Origin of the sequence: Janibacter sp. UYMM211, assembly GCF_040547045.1 — a bacterium.
GTDB lineage: Bacteria > Actinomycetota > Actinomycetes > Actinomycetales > Dermatophilaceae > Marihabitans > Marihabitans melonis.
This window is the reverse complement of sequence record NZ_JBEPOY010000001.1, coordinates 331,276-350,284: the sequence shown is the minus strand read 5'-3', so window position 1 is coordinate 350,284 and position 19,009 is coordinate 331,276. Positions and strand designations below refer to the sequence as shown.

The 19,009-nt window shown below is 75.4% G+C and carries 16 protein-coding genes and 1 riboswitch; of the genes, 9 read left to right on the top strand and 7 right to left on the bottom strand.

Annotation, left to right across the window (positions count from 1 at the left end; all coding sequences use genetic code 11):
* Positions 1 to 6: 6 nt before the first annotated feature.
* The 3 genes from cbiE to ABIB53_RS01550 all read left to right on the top strand — a co-directional run bounded on the left by cbiE (position 7) and on the right by ABIB53_RS01550 (position 2,778).
* On the top strand, positions 7 to 1,227 hold the full coding sequence (gene cbiE / locus ABIB53_RS01560) for a precorrin-6y C5,15-methyltransferase (decarboxylating) subunit CbiE (RefSeq protein WP_354586853.1): 1,221 nt from the start codon (positions 7 to 9) through the stop codon (positions 1,225 to 1,227).
* Positions 1,224 to 2,009 (top strand): cobalt-precorrin-4/precorrin-4 C(11)-methyltransferase, encoded by a 786-nt coding sequence (locus ABIB53_RS01555; protein ID WP_354586851.1) that lies wholly within the window; start codon positions 1,224 to 1,226, stop codon positions 2,007 to 2,009. The genes cbiE and ABIB53_RS01555 overlap by 4 nt, the downstream gene beginning before the upstream one ends.
* Positions 2,010 to 2,220: 211 nt before the next feature.
* On the top strand, positions 2,221 to 2,778 hold the full coding sequence (locus ABIB53_RS01550) for an acyl-CoA thioesterase (protein WP_354586850.1): 558 nt from the start codon (positions 2,221 to 2,223) through the stop codon (positions 2,776 to 2,778).
* A gap of 4 nt (positions 2,779 to 2,782) precedes the next feature.
* Here the strand turns inward: ABIB53_RS01550 and ABIB53_RS01545 are convergent, their stop codons facing one another.
* Genes ABIB53_RS01545 through ABIB53_RS01535 form a run of 3 tightly spaced genes read right to left on the bottom strand, consistent with a single transcriptional unit; the run spans position 2,783 to position 6,128 of the window.
* The gene (locus tag ABIB53_RS01545) at positions 2,783 to 4,339 is read right to left on the bottom strand and encodes a precorrin-2 C(20)-methyltransferase (RefSeq protein ID WP_354586849.1); all 1,557 of its coding nucleotides are present in this window, start codon (positions 4,337 to 4,339) and stop codon (positions 2,783 to 2,785) included.
* Positions 4,336 to 5,004: a precorrin-8X methylmutase gene (locus tag ABIB53_RS01540; protein ID WP_354586848.1), complete on the bottom strand. Its 669-nt coding sequence runs from the start codon at positions 5,002 to 5,004 to the stop codon at positions 4,336 to 4,338. Before ABIB53_RS01540 ends, ABIB53_RS01545 begins: the two co-directional genes overlap by 4 nt.
* Entirely contained in the window at positions 5,001 to 6,128 is a 1,128-nt protein-coding gene (locus ABIB53_RS01535; RefSeq protein ID WP_354586847.1) for a ferredoxin-like domain-containing protein, read from the bottom strand. The genes ABIB53_RS01540 and ABIB53_RS01535 overlap by 4 nt, the downstream gene beginning before the upstream one ends.
* A 127-nt stretch (positions 6,129 to 6,255) precedes the next feature.
* Positions 6,256 to 6,321, top strand: a riboswitch (cobalamin riboswitch).
* Between the two features lie 83 nt (positions 6,322 to 6,404).
* On the opposite strand from ABIB53_RS01535, the gene cobN reads away from it, so the two are divergent.
* Together cobN and bluB are read left to right on the top strand one after the other, a co-directional pair.
* On the top strand, positions 6,405 to 10,115 hold the full coding sequence (gene cobN, locus ABIB53_RS01530; RefSeq protein ID WP_354586846.1) for a cobaltochelatase subunit CobN: 3,711 nt from the start codon (positions 6,405 to 6,407) through the stop codon (positions 10,113 to 10,115).
* Positions 10,112 to 11,893, top strand: coding sequence for a 5,6-dimethylbenzimidazole synthase (gene bluB / locus ABIB53_RS01525; protein WP_354586844.1), 1,782 nt, complete (start codon positions 10,112 to 10,114; stop codon positions 11,891 to 11,893). The genes cobN and bluB overlap by 4 nt, the downstream gene beginning before the upstream one ends.
* Positions 11,894 to 11,948: 55 nt before the next feature.
* Here the strand turns inward: bluB and cobF are convergent, their stop codons facing one another.
* Both cobF and ABIB53_RS01515 read right to left on the bottom strand, forming a co-directional pair.
* Entirely contained in the window at positions 11,949 to 12,746 is a 798-nt protein-coding gene (gene cobF / locus ABIB53_RS01520; RefSeq protein ID WP_354586843.1) for a precorrin-6A synthase (deacetylating), read from the bottom strand.
* Positions 12,743 to 14,227 carry a cobyric acid synthase gene (locus ABIB53_RS01515; protein ID WP_354586841.1) on the bottom strand — a complete coding sequence of 495 codons (1,485 nt, stop codon included), beginning with the start codon at positions 14,225 to 14,227 and terminating at the stop codon, positions 12,743 to 12,745. The genes cobF and ABIB53_RS01515 overlap by 4 nt, the downstream gene beginning before the upstream one ends.
* A gap of 38 nt (positions 14,228 to 14,265) precedes the next feature.
* Here ABIB53_RS01515 and ABIB53_RS01510 point away from each other — a divergent pair, with 38 nt between their 5' ends.
* Positions 14,266 to 14,865 carry a histidine phosphatase family protein gene (locus ABIB53_RS01510; RefSeq protein WP_354586840.1) on the top strand — a complete coding sequence of 200 codons (600 nt, stop codon included), beginning with the start codon at positions 14,266 to 14,268 and terminating at the stop codon, positions 14,863 to 14,865.
* Positions 14,866 to 15,040: 175 nt separating this feature from the next.
* On the opposite strand, the gene ABIB53_RS01505 is transcribed toward ABIB53_RS01510, so the two are convergent.
* Positions 15,041 to 15,937 carry an aminoglycoside phosphotransferase family protein gene (locus ABIB53_RS01505; RefSeq protein WP_354586839.1) on the bottom strand — a complete coding sequence of 299 codons (897 nt, stop codon included), beginning with the start codon at positions 15,935 to 15,937 and terminating at the stop codon, positions 15,041 to 15,043.
* Positions 15,938 to 15,942: 5 nt separating this feature from the next.
* On the bottom strand, positions 15,943 to 16,800 hold the full coding sequence (locus ABIB53_RS01500; RefSeq protein ID WP_354586838.1) for a hypothetical protein: 858 nt from the start codon (positions 16,798 to 16,800) through the stop codon (positions 15,943 to 15,945).
* 132 nt (positions 16,801 to 16,932) lie between these two features.
* Here ABIB53_RS01500 and rimP point away from each other — a divergent pair, with 132 nt between their 5' ends.
* From rimP to ABIB53_RS01485, 3 genes are read left to right on the top strand one after another with little or no spacing between them, the layout of a single operon-like run.
* Entirely contained in the window at positions 16,933 to 17,487 is a 555-nt protein-coding gene (rimP, locus tag ABIB53_RS01495; protein ID WP_068274869.1) for a ribosome maturation factor RimP, read from the top strand.
* A 7-nt stretch (positions 17,488 to 17,494) separates the two neighbouring features.
* Complete coding sequence (gene nusA, locus ABIB53_RS01490; protein WP_123092806.1) at positions 17,495 to 18,553, top strand: transcription termination factor NusA; 1,059 nt, start codon at positions 17,495 to 17,497, stop codon at positions 18,551 to 18,553.
* The gene (locus ABIB53_RS01485) at positions 18,546 to 18,890 is read left to right on the top strand and encodes a YlxR family protein (protein ID WP_354586837.1); all 345 of its coding nucleotides are present in this window, start codon (positions 18,546 to 18,548) and stop codon (positions 18,888 to 18,890) included. Before nusA ends, ABIB53_RS01485 begins: the two co-directional genes overlap by 8 nt.
* Positions 18,891 to 19,009: the final 119 nt, after the last annotated feature.

The following is a 19,009-nucleotide window of genomic DNA, read 5'->3' as shown; positions in this document are numbered from 1 at the left end:
GCGACCGTGATCGAGGTCGTGGGTGTCGGTGACGACGGGTGGGACGGCCTGGACGGGGCGCGTCGCCGCCTCGTCGCGGGTGCGTCGACCCTCATCGGCGGGCGCCGCCACCTCGACCTCCTGGGTCCCCACGCACCCGGCGCCGAGCTCGTGCCCTGGCCGAGCCCCCTTCGCGCCGGTCTGCCCGAGCTGCTGCGGGCGACGGGCGACGCCGTCGCCCTCGCGAGCGGCGACCCGCTGCGCTCCGGCATCGCGACGACGCTGGTCGACCTGCTCGGGGCCGACGCCGTGCGGGTCCACCCGGCGGTGGGCAGCGACGCCCTCGCGCGGGCGCGCCAGGGCTGGTCCGCGGAGAGCGCGACGGTCGTCACGGCGGTCGGGCGCGACCTGCGCGCGGTCCTGTCCCATCTCGCCCCCGCCGCCCGGCTCGTCGTCCTGTGCTCCGACGGCGCCGACCCCGCGCGCCTCGGCGCCCTGCTCGCGGAGAGCGGCTGGGGCGCGAGCACGCTCACCGCACGATGGCACCTCGGCGGTCCGGACGAGGGAGCCCGCAGCGAGCGGGCCGACGCCTTCGCCGGTCGGACCGACGACCTCGTGCTCTGCTGCGTCGAGGTGCGCGCCGACGACCCCGCCGCGGTCTCGCCGACCGCGGGACCCGTGCCGGGTCGCCCCGAGGACTTCATCGCCCACGACGGCCAGCTCACCAAGCGCGACGTGCGGGCCTCGGCCCTGGCCCGCCTGCGCCCCACCGCCGGTGCCCACCTGTGGGACCTCGGCGCCGGCAACGGCTCGGTCGCCCTCGAGTGGTGCCTCGCCGCGGAGCGGACGAGCGCGACCTGCGTCGAGCGCGACCCCACCCGAGCCCAGCGCATCCGCGACAACGTCGCCGCCCTCGGTCTGGCCGGGCGTGTCGAGGTCGTCGTCGGCGACACGACGACGACCGACCTGACCCCCTTCGCCACCCCCGACGCCGTCTTCGTCGGCGGCGGGCTCGACGAGGACCTGCTCGCGCGGGCCTGGCAGGCGCTGCCCGCCGGCGGGCGGCTCGTCGCGCACGCCGTGACCCTCGAGGGCGAGGGCGCGCTCGTCGCCACCCACGGCCGTACCGGCGGCGAGCTCACCCGGGTGAGCGTCGAGCGGGCGGTCCCGCTCGGTCGCTACCTGTCGTGGACCCCCGCCCGCGCCGTCGTCCAGCTCGCCGTCACCCGACCCCACGGAGCGTCATGACCGTCCACTTCATCGGCGCCGGCCCCGGTGCCGCCGACCTGCTCACGCTGCGGGCAACGCGGCTCCTCGCGCAGAGCCGGCTGTGCCTCTACGCGGGCAGCTATCTCGACGCCGCGGTGCTCGAGCACTGCCCCCACGACGCCCGTCTCGTCGACACCCAGGACCTCGACCTCGACGCGATCGTCGCCGAGGTCGTCGCGGCGCACGGGCGCGGCGAGGACGTCGCCCGGCTGTGCTCCGGCGACCCGTCCGTCTACTCGGCGCTCGCCGAGCAGACCCGCCGCCTCGACGCCGCGGGCGTGCCGTGGGACGTCACGCCCGGGGTCGCGGCCTACGCGGCGACCGCCGCCCGGATCGGGCGCGAGCTCACGGTGCCCGAGGTCGCGCAGTCGGTCGTGGTCACCCGCGCCCAGCGCGACTCGACGGCGATGCCGACGGGCGAGAGCCTTGAGGCCTTCGCCGCGACCGGCGCGACCCTCGCGCTCCACCTCGCCGTGCGGCGGGTGCGCGAGCTCGCACAGCGCTGCGCGGTGCACTACGGCGAGGACTGCCCCGCCGTCGTCGCCTACCGCGTCGAGCAGCCCGAGGAGCTCGTGCTGCACGGGACCCTCGCCGACATCGCCGACCAGGTCGAGGCGCACGACATCCGCCAGGCCGCGGTCGTCCTCGTCGGGTGGGCCCTGCGGGCCGAGGGCTTCGTCGAGTCGCACCTCTACTCGCGGCTGCGCGCGGCCGGCCCCTCCGCCGCGGCCCGGGCGGCCGAGGACGGCGGCCTCCGCTGACCCCCTTCGCCCCCGAGCCGAGTCCCACCCGCCCCCGAGCCGAGTCCCACCCGCCCCAGGTTTCTCGGGTGACCCGATAAACCCCCGCTGAGCATGAGTACGCAACTCCTGCTCACCAGGGGTAAGTCTTGCTGAGCGCCCCGCGCGCGGGCCGGCACGGGGCTCGGGGGAGGATGGCCCCCGCCCCGCCACCCACCCCGAGGACCGTGAGTTGAACCGCCTGCTGCGCACCGCCTGGACCGTCACGACCGCCCGGCGTCGCGGACCCGTCGGCCCGGGGGAGCACGCCGTCCTGCCGCTGCGGGTGCTGCTCAACGACATCGACCTCGCCGGGCACATGAACAACGGCGTCTACCTCTCGATCGCCGACCTCGGCCGGCTCGACCTCGCCGTGCGCTCGGGGTGGGCGCGCCCGCAGCTGCGGCACCGCCTCTCGCCGGTCGTCATGCAGGAGACGATCACCTTCCGCACGTCGCTGCGCCCGCTCCAGGCCTTCGAGCTGCACAGCGCGGTGGCGGGGTGGGACCGCGTGAGCGTGACCTTCGAGCAGCGCTTCGTCGTCGACGGCCAGGTGTGCGCGCAGGCCCTCGTGCGGATGCGATTCCTCCAGCGCGGTCGCGGGGTCGACACCGACCGGCTGTGGTCCCTCCTGCGGGTCGAGCCGCCGCCCTCGGCCCTGCCGACCTGGGCGAAGGGGTGGGGAGACGGCGCGCGGCTGCCCTCGCCCCGCGCGGACGCACCGGCAGGACCTCCGCCCTTCTGGGCCTGAGGGCTCAGCCGATCGAGCGCGGGGTCCAGACCCGACCGTCGGCGTCGACCCGGGTCGTCGAGGCACCGACGACGACGAGGCATCCCATGTCGACGGCGTCGACGTCGAGCCCGCCCAGGGTCGTCACCATCACCGACTCCTCCTCGCGCCCCACGTGGCGGGCGACGACGACGACCCGGTCCGGGCCGACGGCGTCGACGAGCAGGTCGCGCGCGGCGCCGAGGGTGTCGGGGCGCGAGCGCGAGCGCGGGTTGTAGAGCGCGACGCTGATGTCCCGCGTGACGAGCGCGGTGAGCCGGTCGGCGAGGACCTCCCACGGCTTGAGGTTGTCGCTGAGGTTGACCAGGGCGTGGTCACCTCCGAGCACCGCGCCGACGAGCGCGCTCGCGGCGTGCGCGGCCGTGACGCCCGGCACGACGTGCACCGGCACGTGACCGAAGCCCTCGTCCTCGCGCAGCGCCGCCTCCCGCGCCTCGAAGAGCGCCGTCGCCATGCCGAAGACCCCGGCGTCGCCGCCGGACACGAGCGCCACGTGCTCCCCGCGCCGGGCCAGGTCGAGGCACAGCCGGCCGCGGTCGACCTCGACGGAGTTGCCCGACGGGTGACGGGTCAGGCCCTCGCGCTGCGGCACCCGGGCGACGTAGGGCGCGTAGCCGACGACGTGGTCGACCTCGGCGAGCACCTGCGAGGCCTGCGGGGTGAGCCAGTGGTCCGGGCCGGGGCCGAGCCCGACGACGTGGACCGTGCCCGGGGACGAAGGGGGGTCCGCCACCTCGGGCGACCCGGCGGTCAGCCGGGCGAAGTCCGCGGCCCGACCGGCCGCGTCGTCGCGCAGCCCCTCGCCGGGCACGACGACGAGCGACATGTACGGCACCCGGCCCTCGTCGACCTCCGCCGCGGGTAGGACGACCTGGCCCGGGCCGGACGCGCGCTCGACGTAGACCGCGCGCTCGAGCACCCCCGCCTGGCGCAGCGCCTCGCGCACCCCGGTGAAGGTCCGCCCGAGCTTCATGATGATCGCGGCGTCGGTGTCCGCGAGCCGACGGGCCAGCTCGGGCACGGCGAGCGTGCCGGGCAGCACCGTGAGGGTGTCCTCGTGCCGGCACAGACCGGTCGCGACCGCGGCGGTGGCCGCCGACAGCGCGGTGATCCCGGGCACGACCTCGGTCGGGTAGCGCGGGCTGAGCCGGTCGTGGACGTACATGAAGGACCCGAAGAAGAGCGGGTCGCCGACGGCGAGGACGACGACCGAGCGCCCGGCGGCCAGGTGCGCCTCGAGCCGGTCGGCGCACTCGTCGTAGAAGTCCGAGAGCGCGCCGTAGTAGCCCCGCGGGTGGTCGGTGAAGCCCGTCGTCACGGGGTAGCGCAGCTCCTCCTCGAGCACCCCCTCGGGGATGAGGTCGGCGGCGATGGAGCGCGCCATCGACTGCTTGCCGGTGCCCGCGTGGTACGCCACGACGTCGGCCTCGGCGATGACCCGGGCGGCCTTGAGGGTGACGAGCTCGGGGTCGCCGGGCCCGATCCCCACGCCGTAGAAGCGCCCCCGCGCCTCCTCGCTCATGCGAGCTCGTCCGGGTTGGCGAGCGCGTTGAGGGCCGCGGCCGCCATGGCCGAGCCGCCGCGACGCCCGTGGACGACGAGCCACGGCACGGGCCTGCCGGGCAGGTCGTGCTCGGCGAGCGCGACCTTCGACTCGGCGGAGCCGACGAAGCCCACGGGCATCCCGATGATCGCCGCCGGCCGGGGCGCGCCGTCGGCGAGCATCTCGAGGAGGTGGAAGAGCGCGGTCGGGGCGTTGCCGATCGCGACGACAGCGCCCTCGAGCCGGTCCTCCCACAACGAGACGGCGGCGGCGGCGCGGGTGGTCTCCCACGCCGCGGCGAGCCCCGGCACGCGCTCGTCGCGCAGCGTGCACACGACGTCGTTGTCGGCGGGCAGCCGCCGGCGGGTGACGCCCGAGGCGAGCATGTTGCTGTCGGTGAGCACGGGTGCCCCGGCGACGAGCGCGGCGAGCGTCGCCGTCGCGACCTCGGGGTGCGCGGCGATGTCACGGGTGATCTCGACGTCGCCGGCAGCGTGGACGATGCGCACGGCCGCGCCGTGCAGGCTCGCCGGCAGCCCGGAGACGTCGGTCTCCTCGCGGATCATCGCGAAGGAGCGCCGGTAGATCTCCTGGCCGTCGGTCACGTAGTCGTGCCGCCGGGTCGGTCGGCGAAGGGTGGTCACGTGGGCTCCTCAGGGGTGCGGCGCTGCGCGCGGACGACGTCGTCGGCGCAGGTCGGGTCGAGCGCGGTCGTGTGCGGGCGAGCGGGGTGCCCGCACGCCCGGTCGCAGCCGATGACGTGGACGGGCGGGCCGAAGGGGTCGACGAGAGGCGCCGCCGCGCGGGCCAGCTCTCGGGTCGGCGTCCTCGTGCGGGCGCAGGCGGGGGCCCCGGCGCAGGCCGTGAGCACCGCCCACGGCGAGCCGGGGGAGACGACGAGGCCGGCGGCGGCGAGCTCGCGGGCGCGCGCAGCGCCTCCCGGGACGAGGGCCGAGCGCCAAGGGGTGATCCGCAGGGGAGGTGTGAGGCCGCCCGCGGCCGCGGTCGCCGTCCCCGCCAGCGCGGCGGCCATGGCGGGGGTGAGCAGACCCAGCGGCACGAGGACGACGAGATCCTCGCCGAGCGGGCCGGCGGGGGGAGGAGGCCCGACGTCGACGACGAAGGGGGAGCCCCCCGGCAGCAGGGCCGCCCGGTCCTCGGCGGTCAGGTCGCGGACGTTCCACACCCGCTCCCCGCCGCGGACGGCGAGGAAGCGGCGCGCGACGTCGAGGACGGTCGTCGCGGCGTCCGCGCGGGGCACGACGAGGGCGCGTCCGTCGACGAGCACGCGCGCTATCGCCCCCTCGTCGACGACCGCGACGTCCCACGGCTCGCCGAGCACGGCCCCGCCGGGCGCGGCGACGGCGAGCAGGAAGCGCCCGGGCAGAGCGGCGAGCGCGTCGTCGGCGAGCAGCGCCTCGTCGAGCGCACGGACGAGGTCGTCGAGGGCGGGCGCAGGGTCGGCGACGACGTTGCGTGCCTTGTCGTGCGCCGCCGACGGGACGAGTCCGAGCGCGCCGATCGCGGTGACGAGCTCGCGGGGGAGCGGGCTCGGCAGACCGCGCAGCTGGAGGCTGCCGCGCGAGGTGAGCGTGACATCGGGGTCGCCGAATCTGCCTGCGAGAGAGGAGATCTCGACGAGATCGGCGGCGGCGACGCGACCGCCGGGCACCCGCAGCCGGACCATCGCGCCGTCCGCCGAGACGAAGGGGGAGAGCAGCCCCGGGCACCGGTCGGCGCCGTCGCGAGCGGGCGATCGGGTGGTCACGGCGGTGCAGCCTACGCGTCGCGCCGACCTCTCGCCGATGCCCCGGGGGCACCCCGAGGGCCCTCGCCGACGCACCTCGCGGGGACACCGGGCGACCCCGGTAGGGTGCGTCTCGGTCGATCTGCGCGGAACCCGGTGCGACTCCGGGACGGTCCCGCCACTGTGAGCGAATCTCCCTTCGCGAGTCAGACACGCCTGGTCGGCCGGCCCGGACGACACGTCTGGGTCCCTCCCTTCGACTGCGGGGCGCGGATCCCTGCCAGAGGAGTCACCGACGTGACCACGCTCGCCCTGCTGTCCACCTCCGACACCGACCTGCTGAGCGCCCGAGAGGCTGCTCGCACCCACGGGATCGACGTGGTGCTGGCCAACCCCGCCCGTCCCGGGCACACCGACATGGGCGAGCTCATCGCCTCCGCGGACGTCGTCGTCGCCCGCATCCTCGGCACCCCGGACGACCTGTGCAGCGGCTTCCGCCACCTCGCCGAGCAGGGCGCGCGGCTCGTCGTCGTCGGCGGCACCCAGGAGCCCGACGCGGCGCTCATGGAGATGTCGACCGTGCCGGCCGGCGTCGTCGCCGAGGCCCACCGCTACCTCGCCGAGGGCGGCCCCGACAACGTCGCGCAGCTGCACGCCTTCCTCGGCGACACCCTCCTGCTCACCGGCGAGGGCTTCGAGGCCCCGAAGGCGTTGCCGCAGTGGGGCGTCCTCGAGCGCCCGGAGCCCGAGCCGCTGCCCGACGGCGCGGTCCGCCCGCGCGTCGGCGTGCTCATCTACCGGGCCCAGTACGCGGCGGGCAACACCGCCTACGCGCACGCGCTCGCCGACGCGATCGACGCGGCCGGCGGGCACGGCGTCGTCGTGCACTCCGCGTCGCTGCGCGACGCCCCCGACGGGCTGCTCGAGCACCTCGGCACCCTCGACGCGCTCGTGACGACGGTCCTCGCCGCGGGCGGCACGAAGCCCGCGACCGCCTCCGCCGGCGAGGACGACGAGGCGTGGGACGTCGAGCGCCTCGCCGCGCTCGACATCCCGATCCTGCAGGGCCTGTGCCTCACGTGGAGCCGGGCCGACTGGCAGGACTCCGACGACGGCATGAGCCCCCTCGACGTCGCGACCCAGGTCGCCGTCCCCGAGTTCGACGGGCGGCTCATCACGGTCGCCTTCTCCTTCAAGGAGATCGACGACGAGGGCCTGCCGCACTACGTCGCAGACCCCGAGCGGGCCGCCCGGGTCGCCGGCATCGCGGTCAACCACGCCCGGCTGCGCTCGACCCCCGTCGCCGAGCGCAAGATCGCCCTCGTCCTGTCCGCCTACCCGACGAAGCACTCCCGCCTGGGCAACGCCGTCGGCCTCGACACCCCGGTGTCGACGATCCGCCTGCTGCGCCTCATGCGCGAGGCCGGGTACGACCTCGGCGAGGGCTTCGTCGGCATGGACCCGATGCCCGAGGTCGAGGGCGAGGCCCCCGACACGACGTGCGGCAACGCGCTCATCCACGAGCTCATCGCCGCCGGCGGCCAGGACGAGGAGTGGCTCACCCAGGAGCAGGTCGAGGGCGCCCAGGTGCGCATCCCGGCCGAGCGCTACCGCGGCTGGTTCGACGCGCTCCCCGCCGACCTGCGCGAGGCGATGACCCAGCACTGGGGCGACGCGCCCGGCGAGGTCTTCGTCGACACGACCCGCGACGCGACGGGCGAGATCGTCACCGCCGCCATCGTGCGGGGCAACGTCGCGCTCCTCGTGCAGCCGCCGCGCGGCTTCGGCGAGAACCCCATCGCGATCTACCACGACCCCGACCTGCCGCCGACGCACCACTACCTCGCGACCTACCGCTGGGTGGAGGAGGAGTTCGGCGCCCACGCCGTCGTCCACGTCGGCAAGCACGGCAACCTCGAGTGGCTCTCGGGGAAGAACCTCGCGATGTCCGCCTCGTGCGGCACCGACGCCGCGCTCGGCAGCCTGCCGCTCGTCTACCCCTTCCTCGTCAACGACCCCGGCGAGGGCACCCAGGCCAAGCGCCGGGCGCACGCGACGATCGTCGACCACCTCGTGCCGCCGATGGCGCGCGCCGAGTCCTACGGCGACATCGCCCGCCTCGAGCAGCTCCTCGACGAGTACGGCAACGTCTCGGTCATGGACCCGGCGAAGGCGCCGGCCCTGCGCGGCGAGATCTGGCAGCTCATCCACGCGGCGCAGATGCACGTCGACCTCGGGCTCGAGGACGTCGACCTCGACGACGCCGACGGCTTCGACGAGCTCGTCATGCACGTCGACGGCTGGCTGTGCGAGATCAAGGACGTCCAGATCCGCGACGGCCTCCACGTCCTCGGCCAGGCGCCCCAGGGCGACGAGCTCGTCAACCTCGTCCTCGCGGTCCTGCGCGCCGCCCAGGTCTTCTCCGGCCAGGTCGGCTCGGTCCCCGGCCTGCGCGCCGCGCTCGGCCTCGCCGAGGACGCGGGCACCGTCGAGACCGACGCGGTCGAAGGGCGGGCCCGTCGCCTCGTCGAGGGCCTGGCGGCCGCCGACTGGCGGGCCGACGCCGCCGCTGGCGTCGTCGCGCGGATCGAGCCCGATCTCGACGAGGACGCCGCGGCCGGCGTCGTCGACGTCCTCGAGTTCGCCGCGACCCAGGTCGTGCCGCGCCTCGCGGGCACCGAGCGCGAGCTCGCCATGGTCCTGCACGCCCTCGACGGCGGCTACGTCCCCGCCGGGCCGAGCGGGTCCCCCCTTCGCGGGCTGATCAACGTGCTCCCGACCGGGCGCAACTTCTACTCGGTCGACCCCAAGGCCATCCCCTCGCGCCTGGCCTACCAGACCGGCACCGCGATGGCCGACTCGCTCCTCGCGCGCTACCTCGAGGACACCGGCGAGCTGCCGCGCAGCGTCGGCCTGTCGATGTGGGGCACCTCCGCGATGCGCACCTCCGGCGACGACATCGGCGAGGTCCTCGCCCTGCTCGGCGTCACGCCGGTGTGGGACGAGCAGTCGCGCCGGGTCACCGGGCTCGCCCCCATCCCGCTCGAGGAGCTCGGCCGACCGCGCGTCGACGTCACCGTGCGCATCTCCGGATTCTTCCGCGACGCCTTCCCCCACGTCATCGCGCTCATCGACGACGCCGTCGCGCTCGTCGCCGGGCTCGACGAGAGCGACGAGGACAACCACGTGCGGGCCCACGCCGCCGCCGACCTCGCCGACCACGGCGACGAGCGGCGCGCGCGCACCCGGATCTTCGGCTCGAAGCCCGGGTCGTACGGCGCGGGGATCCTCCAGGTCGTCGAGTCGGGCACATGGCGCAGCGACGACGACCTCGCGCAGGTTTACACGGCGTGGGGCGGCTACGCGTACGGCCGCGACCTCGACGGCGCGCCGGCCGCGGAGGACATGGAGCGCACCTACCGGCGCATCCAGGTCGCGGCGAAGAACGTCGACAACCGCGAGTCCGACATCCTCGACAGCGATGACTACTTCCAGTACCACGGCGGCATGGTCGCGACCGTCCGTGCGCTCACCGGCGCCGAGCCGAAGGCCTACGTCGGCGACTCCACCTCGCCGGACGCCGTGCGCACCCGCACGCTGCAGGAGGAGACCAACCGCGTCTTCCGCTCCCGCGTCGTCAACCCGCGGTGGATCTCGGCGATGCAGCGCCACGGGTACAAGGGCGCCTTCGAGCTCGCGGCGACGGTCGACTACCTCTTCGGCTTCGACGCCACCGCCGGGGTCGTGCACGACTGGATGTACGACCGGATCGCCAAGGACTACGTCCTCGACGAGACGACGCAGGACTTCATGCGCCGGGCCAACCCGTGGGCGCTGCGCGGCATCGTCGAGAAGCTCACCGAGGCCGTCGAGCGCGGTCTGTGGCAGGAGCCCGACCCCGAGGTCATCACCCAGATGCAGCAGGTCTACCTCGACGTCGAGGGCGACCTCGAGGACGACGCGGACGACGTCGTGGGCGTCGGCGGCGCGGTGGACGCCCGGGCGTGACCGAGGGCGAAGGGGTGTCCGAGCGCGACGCGGTGACGGGTCGCGAAGGGGGGACCGGGCGCTACGCCCGACCGGTCCCGACGATCGGCGACACCAGCAGCGCGGCGCAGCGGCGCGAGGACCCCGCCGGCTGGGCGATGGGCGAGGACGTCACCGAGGCGCTCGCCGCGGTCGTCGCCGGGCGCCGCGACATCCGTCGCTTCCGACCCGACCTGGTGCCCGAGGAGCTGCTCACCGCGGTCCTTGAGGCCGGCCACCGGGCGCCGAGCGTCGGGCACTCGCAGCCCTGGCGCTTCGTCGTCGTCACCGACCCCGCCACCCGGGACCGGGCCGCGGCGATGGCCGACCGGTGCCGGGCGCAGCAGGCCGCCCACCTGTCCTCGGAGCGGGCGGCGCGCATGCTCGACCTCAAGCTCGAGGGCCTGCGCGAGGCGCCGGTCGGCGTCGTCGTCGCGTGTGACCGGCGCGTCCCGGCCGGGGGAGTCCTCGGCCGGGCGACCTACCCCGACGCCGACCTGTGGTCGTGCGCGACCGCGGTGGAGAACATGTGGCTCACCGCCCGCGTGCACGGGCTCGGGATGGGCTGGGTGACCCTCTTCGAGCCCGACGAGCTCGCCGACCTGCTCGCCCTGCCCGACGGCGTCGTCACCCTCGGCTGGCTGTGCCTCGGCTGGCCCGACGAGCGGCCCCCGTCACCGGGGCTGGAGCGCGCGGCGTGGTCGCGTCGGGCGCCGCTGGAGGAGGTGGTCGTGCGCGAGCGCTGGCCCGCCGACGAGGGCGAGCCCGCCCGACCCGTCTCGCACCTGCGCGGCCCGCAGCCCGAGCGTCTCGTCGGCGCGACCGACGCCGCCGACGAGCTGCTCTCGCCGCCGGAGTCGCTCGGCGTGCTCGACCGCGCCCTGAGCCGGGTGCTCGCGGTCGGGGCGGGCGACGTCGTCGGCGGCACTCTCGTGCTCGCCGGGGCCGACCACCCGGTGACCTCGCTCGGCGTGAGCGCCTACCCGTCCGAGACGACGCACGACGTCCTCTCGGCGACGGTGGCCGGCAGCTCGCTCGGCGCCGCGACCGCTGCGGGTGCCGGGCTCGCCGTGGTCGCCGTCGACGCCGGGGTCGCCGCGCCGGTGCGCGGCGCCCACGACGCCCGCCCGGCCGGGGTGCGCGGTGACCTCGCGACGGCCGACGCGATGAGCGACACCGACGTCGCGGACCTGCTCGCCGCCGGCCGTGAGATCGGGCGGTCCGCGGGCTCGAGGGGTCTGGTGTGCCTCGGCGAGGTCGGTGTCGGCAACACGACGGTGGCCGCCGCCCTCGCCTGCGCCCTGCTCGACCTCGAGCCGCAGGACGCCGTCGGCCTGGGCTCCGGCTCGGACGCCGCGATGGTCGCGCGCAAGCGCGAGGTCGTCGCGTCCGCTCTCGCCCGCACCGCAGGGGAGCGCGACCCCCTTCGCCTCCTCGCCGTGCTCGGCGGACCGGAGATCGCGCTGCTCACCGGGGTCACCCTCGGTGCGGCCGCGGCAGGCGCGCCCGTCGTGCTCGACGGCCTCGCCGGGTCGCTGCCGGGGCTGGTCGCGTCACGCCTCGAGCCGGCGGCGCAGGCGTACCTGCTCGCGGGGCACGTGAGCCGCGAGCGCGCCCACGCGCTCGTCCTGCGCGAGCTCGGTCTCGAGCCGTTGCTCGCGCTGCGGCTGCGCTCGGGCGAAGGGGTCGGTGCCTGCCTCGCCGCGTCGCTCGTCCTCCAGGGACTCGCCGTGCGCCGCGTCGCCGCCCGCACCCGCTGAGCCTGCACCGCTTCGCTGGTCGAGGTGCGACGAGCGCAGCGAGGAGCCTCGAGACCTAGGGCCGAGCCGGCGTGAGCGCGTACACGTCCATCACCCAGCCGTGCTCCGCGCGCAGCCGGGCCCGCAGCTCGACGACCTCGTCGATCACCTCGTCGAGGCGGCCGGATCGCAGCTCCTGCTGAGGCATGCCGACGTAGGCGCCCCAGTGGATCGTCGTCGCGGGGGCGGTGGCGACGAGCTCGCGGCAGCGCAGGTGCCCGTCGAGCATGACGACGACGGTGCCGAGGTCGAGCCCGGCCTCGCCCGCGCGGGTCCAGTCGTCGACGAGCCGACGCCCGGTGGTGATGTGCACGGGCTCGCCGACCCGGTGCAGGACGACGCCGTGCGCGGCGGCCAGCGCCTGGAAGGCCGAGATCCCCGGGATGACCCGCACCGTCGTCGCGAGCCGCTCGCCGATCGCGTCGACGACCCGGATCGTGCTGTCGTAGAAGGCCGGGTCGCCCCACACGAGGAAGCCGACGACCGCCTCGGGCGGCAGCCCCTCGACGACCCGCACGTACGCGTCGGTGCGGGCGGCGTGCCAGTCGGCCACCCCCTTCGCGTACTGCGCGCCGTCGCGGGCGGCGTCGGGACCGCGCTGCGGGTCGGGCACCGCGACGACCTCGTAGGGGTGGTCAGCGGGCACGAAGCGCTCGCAGATCGAGCGGCGGAGCGCGACGAGCTCGTCCTTGGTCTCGCCCTTGTCGGCGACGAGGAAGACGTCGACCTCGGCGAGCGCGGCGGCCGCCTCGGCGGTGACGTGCTCGGGCGAGCCGGCCCCGATGCCGATGACGTGGATGCGGCGGGTGCTCATCGGATCTCCTGGGCGAGGGCGAGGACGGCGTCGACGTCGACGTGGGTCTCGATCGCGTCGGCGAGCACGTCGATCATCTGCTCGCGTCGCGCGGCGAAGGGGGAGGCCCCCGCCTGCGGGGCCCACCGGGAGCCCGTCGTCGCGGCGACCTCGCGCAGCAGCTCGCGGCGGAAGCCGTCGCACTCGAGGGTGCCGTGCCAGATCGTGCCGATGACCGGCCCGACGGCGTGACCACCGGGGAAGTCCTCGCCGCCCTCGGGCGTGACGACCCCGTGGTGGATCTCGTAGCCCTCGACGTCGTGGCCGCGCCAGCGGCCGGTGGGGCGGTCGAGCACCTTGTCCTCGAAGAAGACGACGCGACCGGGCAGCAGACCCAGGCCTGCGACGGACCCGGACGGTGCGCCCCCTTCGCCCCCCGCCCCGTCGCCCTCGACCCCGTCGTCGACGACCTCGTCGAGGAGCATCTGGTAGCCGCCGCAGATGCCGAGCACCGGAGCGCCGCGAGCGGCGCGGTCGCGCACGACGTCGGCCAGACCGGTGCGGCGCAGCCAGGCGAGGTCGGAGGTCGTGGCGCGCGAGCCCGGTAGGACGAGCAGGTCGGCCTCGCGGGCGAGGTCGGCGTCGACCGTGACGCGCACGTCGAGGCCGGGCTCGGCAGCGAGGGCGTCGACGTCGGTGCCGTTGGAGGTGCGCGGCAGGCGCACGACCGCGACCGACAGGCGGGCGTCGTCGGGCACGCCGTCGTCGGCGTCGCCCCACGCACCCATCGACAGCGAGTCCTCGGAGTCGAGCCACACGTCGTGCAGCCAGGGGAGCACCCCGAGCGAGGGCATGCCGGTCCGGCGGGTGATCTCCTCGAGGCCGGGCTGCAGGACGGAGGCGTCGCCGCGGAACTTGTTGATGAGGTAGGCGGCGAGCAGGGGCCGGTCGTCGTCGGAGACGAGCGCCCATGTGCCGTAGAGGGCGGCGAGGACGCCGCCGCGGTCGATGTCGCCGACGAGGACCGTCGGCAGCCCGAAGCGCTGGGCCAGGCCGAGGTTGACGTAGTCGCCGGCGCGCAGGTTGATCTCGGCGGGCGAGCCCGCGCCCTCGCACACGACGACGTCGTAGGTCTGCGCGAGCTCCTCGAAGGCGGCGAAGGCCGCCTGTGCGAGATGGGCCCGACCGGTCGCGTACTCGCCGGCGCGCAGCTCGCCCGCGGGGCGGCCCCGGACGACGACGTGGGCGCGTCGGTCGCTGCCCGGCTTGAGCAGCACGGGGTTCATCGAGGAGGTGGCCTCGACCCCGGCCGCCTGGGCCTGGAGGTGCTGGGCCCGCCCGATCTCCGAGCCGTCGCGGCACACCATCGAGTGGTTCGACATGTTCTGCGCCTTGTAGGGCGCGACCGACAGGCCACGGCGCGCGAGCACGCGGCACAGCCCCGTCACGACGAGCGACTTGCCCGCGTCCGACGAGGTCCCGGTGACCAGCAGCCCGCTCACGAGGCGCCACCCTACGGTCCGCGGCTAGCGTGACCCGCGTGAGCCCGACGCACGTGCACCTCGTCCGCCACGGGGAGTCGACGTGGAACCGCGACGGGCGGGTCCAGGGGGCCTACTGCGGCGCCGACCAGGCCGAGCTCACCGCGACCGGTCGGGCCGATGCCGCGCGAGCCGGGCTCACCCTCGGCTCCCGGATCGGGGTGCCGCGCGGGGAGCGCTCGCTGTGGCTGTGGTCGAGCGACCTGCGCCGCGCGCTCGAGACCGCGCAGGTCCTCGCCGTCGCCCTCCGCCCCTCCGGCTGGACGGCCTCGGTGCGCCACGAGCCGGGGCTGCGCGAGCAGTCGCTCGGCGACCTCGAGGGGCGCGAGGCGCGCACGCTGCGCGCCGAGCCGGTGCCCGAGGGAGAGCACGTCAGCGAGGTGCGCTGGGGCGGGGGCGAGTCGATGTACGACGTCTTCGAGCGGGTGGGTGCCTGGCTGGCGCCGGCCCTGCTCGAGCAGCCCGAGCACCTCGTCGTCGTCAGCCACGAGCACACGATCCGCGCGGCCCTGGCGTGGCTGCGCTCGACGTCGCACCGCGACGTCGACTGGGACGAGCCCGTCCCGCCGGGCTCGGTGACGACGCACGAGGTCAGGTGATCGGTCCAGAACGATGACCAAGGGTGCGGGCGGCTCCGGGGGCGCCCCACCAGCCACAGGTTTCTCGGGTCACCCGATAAACCCCCGGTGAGCATGAGTTCGAGACTCGTGCCGAGCCGGGGGAAGTCTTGCTCAGCGGGCGAAGGGGGACCGCCACGGGTCCGTGAGGCGCGGGTCAGTCCTCGAGCGCCTTGACAAGCGACATCGCGAGCGAGACGCGGTCGCGGTCGCCCGCCTGCGCGGCCCACATCGCGGTGACGCACTCGCGCACGACCGTGTGGTCGCGGGCCTGCTCCCACGCGATCCCGGAGCGCTCGCAGAGCACCTCGGCGCGGCGCCGGACGAGGTAGCGAAGGGAGGACCCCGTGCCCATCTCGTCGGTGCGGTTGCCCAGCATCGGCGCGATCTCGAAGGCCGGGTGCCCGGCCATCGGCTTGGGGTCGATCGCCACCCAGTCGGTGCCGTCGGACAGCACGTTCTCGAAGTGGAGGTCCGTGTGCACGAGGGTCGCGTCGCAGGCGGGGTCCTGCGCGATCTGCGTCATGAGCGAGCGGGCCCGGGCGACGAGCCGCCGGGGGAGCACGTCGCCGGACGCGGCGAGCGCCTCGGACTGGTGCGCGAGCCACGTCGACAGCCGCGGGGCCTGCGGGTAGGGCGCGACGTGCAGCCTGCCGTAGAGCTCGGCGACGACCTCGCAGGCCTGCTCGTCCCACATCTGGGTGAGGTCCTCGTCGGGCAGCCGCTCGAGGAGCAGCGCGCCGCGCGAGGGGTCGGCTCGCAGCAACCGGACGGCGCCGTCGCCGTCCCAGCGGCGCAGCGCGAGGTGCTCGGTCGCCGCCTCGGCGTGGGGCCACACGAGCTTGAGCGCGGCGCCGCGCGGGAGGTCCGCGCCCGCGACGGGCACGACGAGCGCCGTCCGTCCGTGACGCGCGGGGCCGTCGGGCGCGAGGCCCCAGTCCTCGAGCACCGCGGTGAGGAGGGCAGGCAGGGCGTCCACCCAGTCGGCGCCGCTCGGGCCGCCGTCGGGCTCGAGCCCGCGCACACCCTCGACGAGGGCCGGGGGCAGCTCCACCCGGCTCAGGACCCGAAGCCCGGCAGCTCGTCGACCGTGACCCCCCAGGGCCGACCGAGGCGGTAGACCCGGGCGGCCCACGTGACGACCTCGTGCGCGGCGTCCCGGTCCTGCGCGAGATCGGGCAGGAGGGCGACGAGTCGGCCGGCCATCCGGTCGAGGACCGTCGCCGCGAGCTCGCGGCGAGCCTGCGGGGTGCGCGTGCTCGCCTCGAGGTCGTAGCCGAGCGGGGCGCGGCTGCCGTCGTCCTCGCCGGCGCTCACCTGGCGGGCGAGGAGGTCGTCGAGGTCGTCGACGAGGTCGGTGATCCGGGTCTGCTCCGCGCCGGAGGCCTTCGCAGCGGCGACGGTGAGCACCCACGTCGCGGCCCGGGTGTCGGCGGCGGCCGAGACGGCCGCGTCGGTGCTCGACCACGCCGCCGCGCTGTCGCGTCCCCACAGCCGCGCGGGACCGCGCAAGACCCGGCCGACGGCCATGCTGCCGACCTGCTGGACGAGCCCGGGCGGGCACTCGCGCAGCGCGCTCTCGTAGACGGCGACGTCCTCGCCCTCGCCCCACGTCGGGACGCGCGCCTCGGCGTCGTCGAGCTCGCGCGCCGGCACCTCGAGCTCGACGAGCGAGGCGCGCAGCACCTGCGCCCGCGCGGGGGCCGAGCCCTGCGGCACGCTGTCGTCGGCGCTCTCGTGCGACAACGAGCTGAGCAGGGCGAGCAGGGGGACCTCGCCGGGCACCGGGGTGCGCCGGGGCAGGATCGGGATGTCGGGGGCGTCGTCCTCGAGCCGGACGCCGCAGCCGCCGAGCGAGACCGCCGCGACCGTCCCGAGCAGGAGGGCTCGGCGGGAGGGCGAAGGGGTCACGGGCACCGGGCCATGCTGCCACGGCCGGTGGGTTGCTCCCGGACCGCCAGCGCGCCGTCGCGGCGTGCGCGGCGCCCTGCTCCCGGGCTAGAGTGACCAGCCAGCCCGGCCCCTCAACTTCACACGGAAGGCCCACCCATGAGCCTTGAGCACGATCTGCGCGAGCTGGTCGCGCCCGCCCTGGGGGCGGACGTCGTCGTCGACGACGTCACCGTGACGCCGGCCGGGCGTCGTCGCGTCGTCCGGGTCACCGTCGACCGCGCCCTCGACGGGCTCGGCGGGACCGACCCGGTGGAGCCCCTCTCGCTCGACGAGGTGGCCGACGCCACCCGTGCCGTGAGCGACGTCCTCGACGCCGGCGACGCGCTGGGCTCGCAGCCCTACACCCTCGAGGTGAGCACCCCCGGGGTGAGCCGCCCGCTGACGACCCCCGAGCACCTGCGCCGCAACCTCGGCCGGCTCGTCGAGGTCGAGCGCACCGACGGGGGACCGGTCACCGGCCGCGTCCTCGAGGTGACGCCGAGCACCCTTCGCCTGCAGATCCCCGCCGAGCGCAAGACGCCGGCGAGCGAGGTCGAGATCCCCCTCCCAGACATCACCCGCGGACGGGTCCAGGTCGAGTTCAGCCGTCCGGACGCGGACGAGACCGAGTCGCCCAGCGACCAGCCCGAGCAGCCCGACGAGAGCAGGTAGGACACCCATGGACATCGACATCCACGCCCTGAGGGCGGTCGAGCGCGAGCGCGACATCCCCTTCGACGTGCTCGTCGAGGCGATCGAGGCCGCGCTCCTCGGCGCCTACCACCACACCCCGGGCGCCTACAAGCACGCCCGGGTCGAGCTCGACCGCAAGCACGGCCACGTCGTCGTGTGGGCGCGCGAGGAGACCGTCGTCGAGGAGCCCGCCCCCGAGGGCGAGGTCGGCGAGGACGGCGAGCCCGTCCGTCCGCGGCTGCGCCGCGAGGTCGGTCCCGAGTTCGAGCACACCCCCTCCGACTTCGGCCGGGTGGCCGCCGCGACGGCCCGCCAGGTCATCGTCCAGCGCATGCGCGACGTCGAGGACGAGGCGGTCCTCGGCGACTTCCGCGGCCGCGAGGGCGACATCGTCGCCGGCGTCATCCAGCAGAGCCCCAACCCGCGCCACGTCACCGTCGACTTCGGCACCGTCGAGGGCATCCTCCCGCTCGCCGAGCAGGTGCCGGGGGAGCGCTACGTCCACGGCGAGCGGATCCGGACCTACGTCGTCTCCGTGCGTCGCGGCATGCGCGGCCCGGAGATCGGCCTGTCGCGCACCCATCCCAACCTCGTGCGCAAGCTCTTCGCCCTCGAGGTCCCCGAGATCGCCGACGGCAGCGTCGAGATCGCGGCCCTGGCCCGCGAGGCCGGCCACCGCACGAAGATCGCCGTGCGCTCCAAGGTGCCCGGTCTCAACGCGAAGGGGGCGTGCATCGGTCCGATGGGGCAGCGCGTCCGGGCGGTCATGGACCACCTCCAGGGCGAGAAGATCGACATCGTCGACTACTCGGAGCGTCCCCAGGACTTCATCGCCGCCGCGCTGTCGCCGGCGAAGGTCCAGTCCGTCGAGGTCGTCGACCCCACGCTGCGCTCGGCGCGCGTCATCGTGCCCGACTACCAGCTGAGCCTGGCGATCGGCAAGGAGGGGCAGAACGCCCGTCTGGCCGCCAAGCTCACCGGCTGGCGCATCGACATCCGTCCCGACACCGCCCCCTCCGGGGCGCCCGAGGCGGGGCGTGCCTGACGCCGCGGGCGGACGCGCTAGACTTGGGGAGACCGACCGGACTGGACTCCGGGCTCCGGCTGCCCCTTCGGGTCCCTTGCGGACCTGCATCGGGTGCCGCGGCACGGATAGCCGGTCGATCTTGCTGCGAGTTGTCGCGGAGACGCACCCGGACGGTCTGACCGTCCTCGTGCCGGACCCGCGCCGCCGGGCGCCGGGACGTGGGGCATGGCTCCACCCCGACCTCCGGTGCTTCGACCTCGCCGTACGTCGCCGGGCCTTCGCCCGGGCGCTGCGCTGCAGCCCCGGAGGGATCGACGACCTGCGGTCCTGGGTCGCAGACCACGCGCAGCGATGAACCGTCCGAACAGACACCGAGAGCGGGTTTGACGCTGATGAGCACCCGATGAGTACTCAGCGATGAGCATCCCCCTGCACTGACGACGGTCCGCGCCTTCTTCTAATCGACGCGGACCA

What these genes read in the sequence shown, in the direction of transcription:
- ABIB53_RS01555 (WP_354586851.1), top strand. Translation starts at nt 1,224, where the DNA reads ATGACCGTCCACTTCATCGGCGCCGGCCCCGGTGCCGCCGACCTGCTC.
- ABIB53_RS01545 (WP_354586849.1), bottom strand. Translation starts at nt 4,339, where the DNA reads ATGAGCGAGGAGGCGCGGGGGCGCTTCTACGGCGTGGGGATCGGGCCC.
- cobF (WP_354586843.1), bottom strand. Translation starts at nt 12,746, where the DNA reads ATGAGCACCCGCCGCATCCACGTCATCGGCATCGGGGCCGGCTCGCCC.
- rimP (WP_068274869.1), top strand. Translation starts at nt 16,933, where the DNA reads ATGAGCCTTGAGCACGATCTGCGCGAGCTGGTCGCGCCCGCCCTGGGG.
- nusA (WP_123092806.1), top strand. Translation starts at nt 17,495, where the DNA reads ATGGACATCGACATCCACGCCCTGAGGGCGGTCGAGCGCGAGCGCGAC.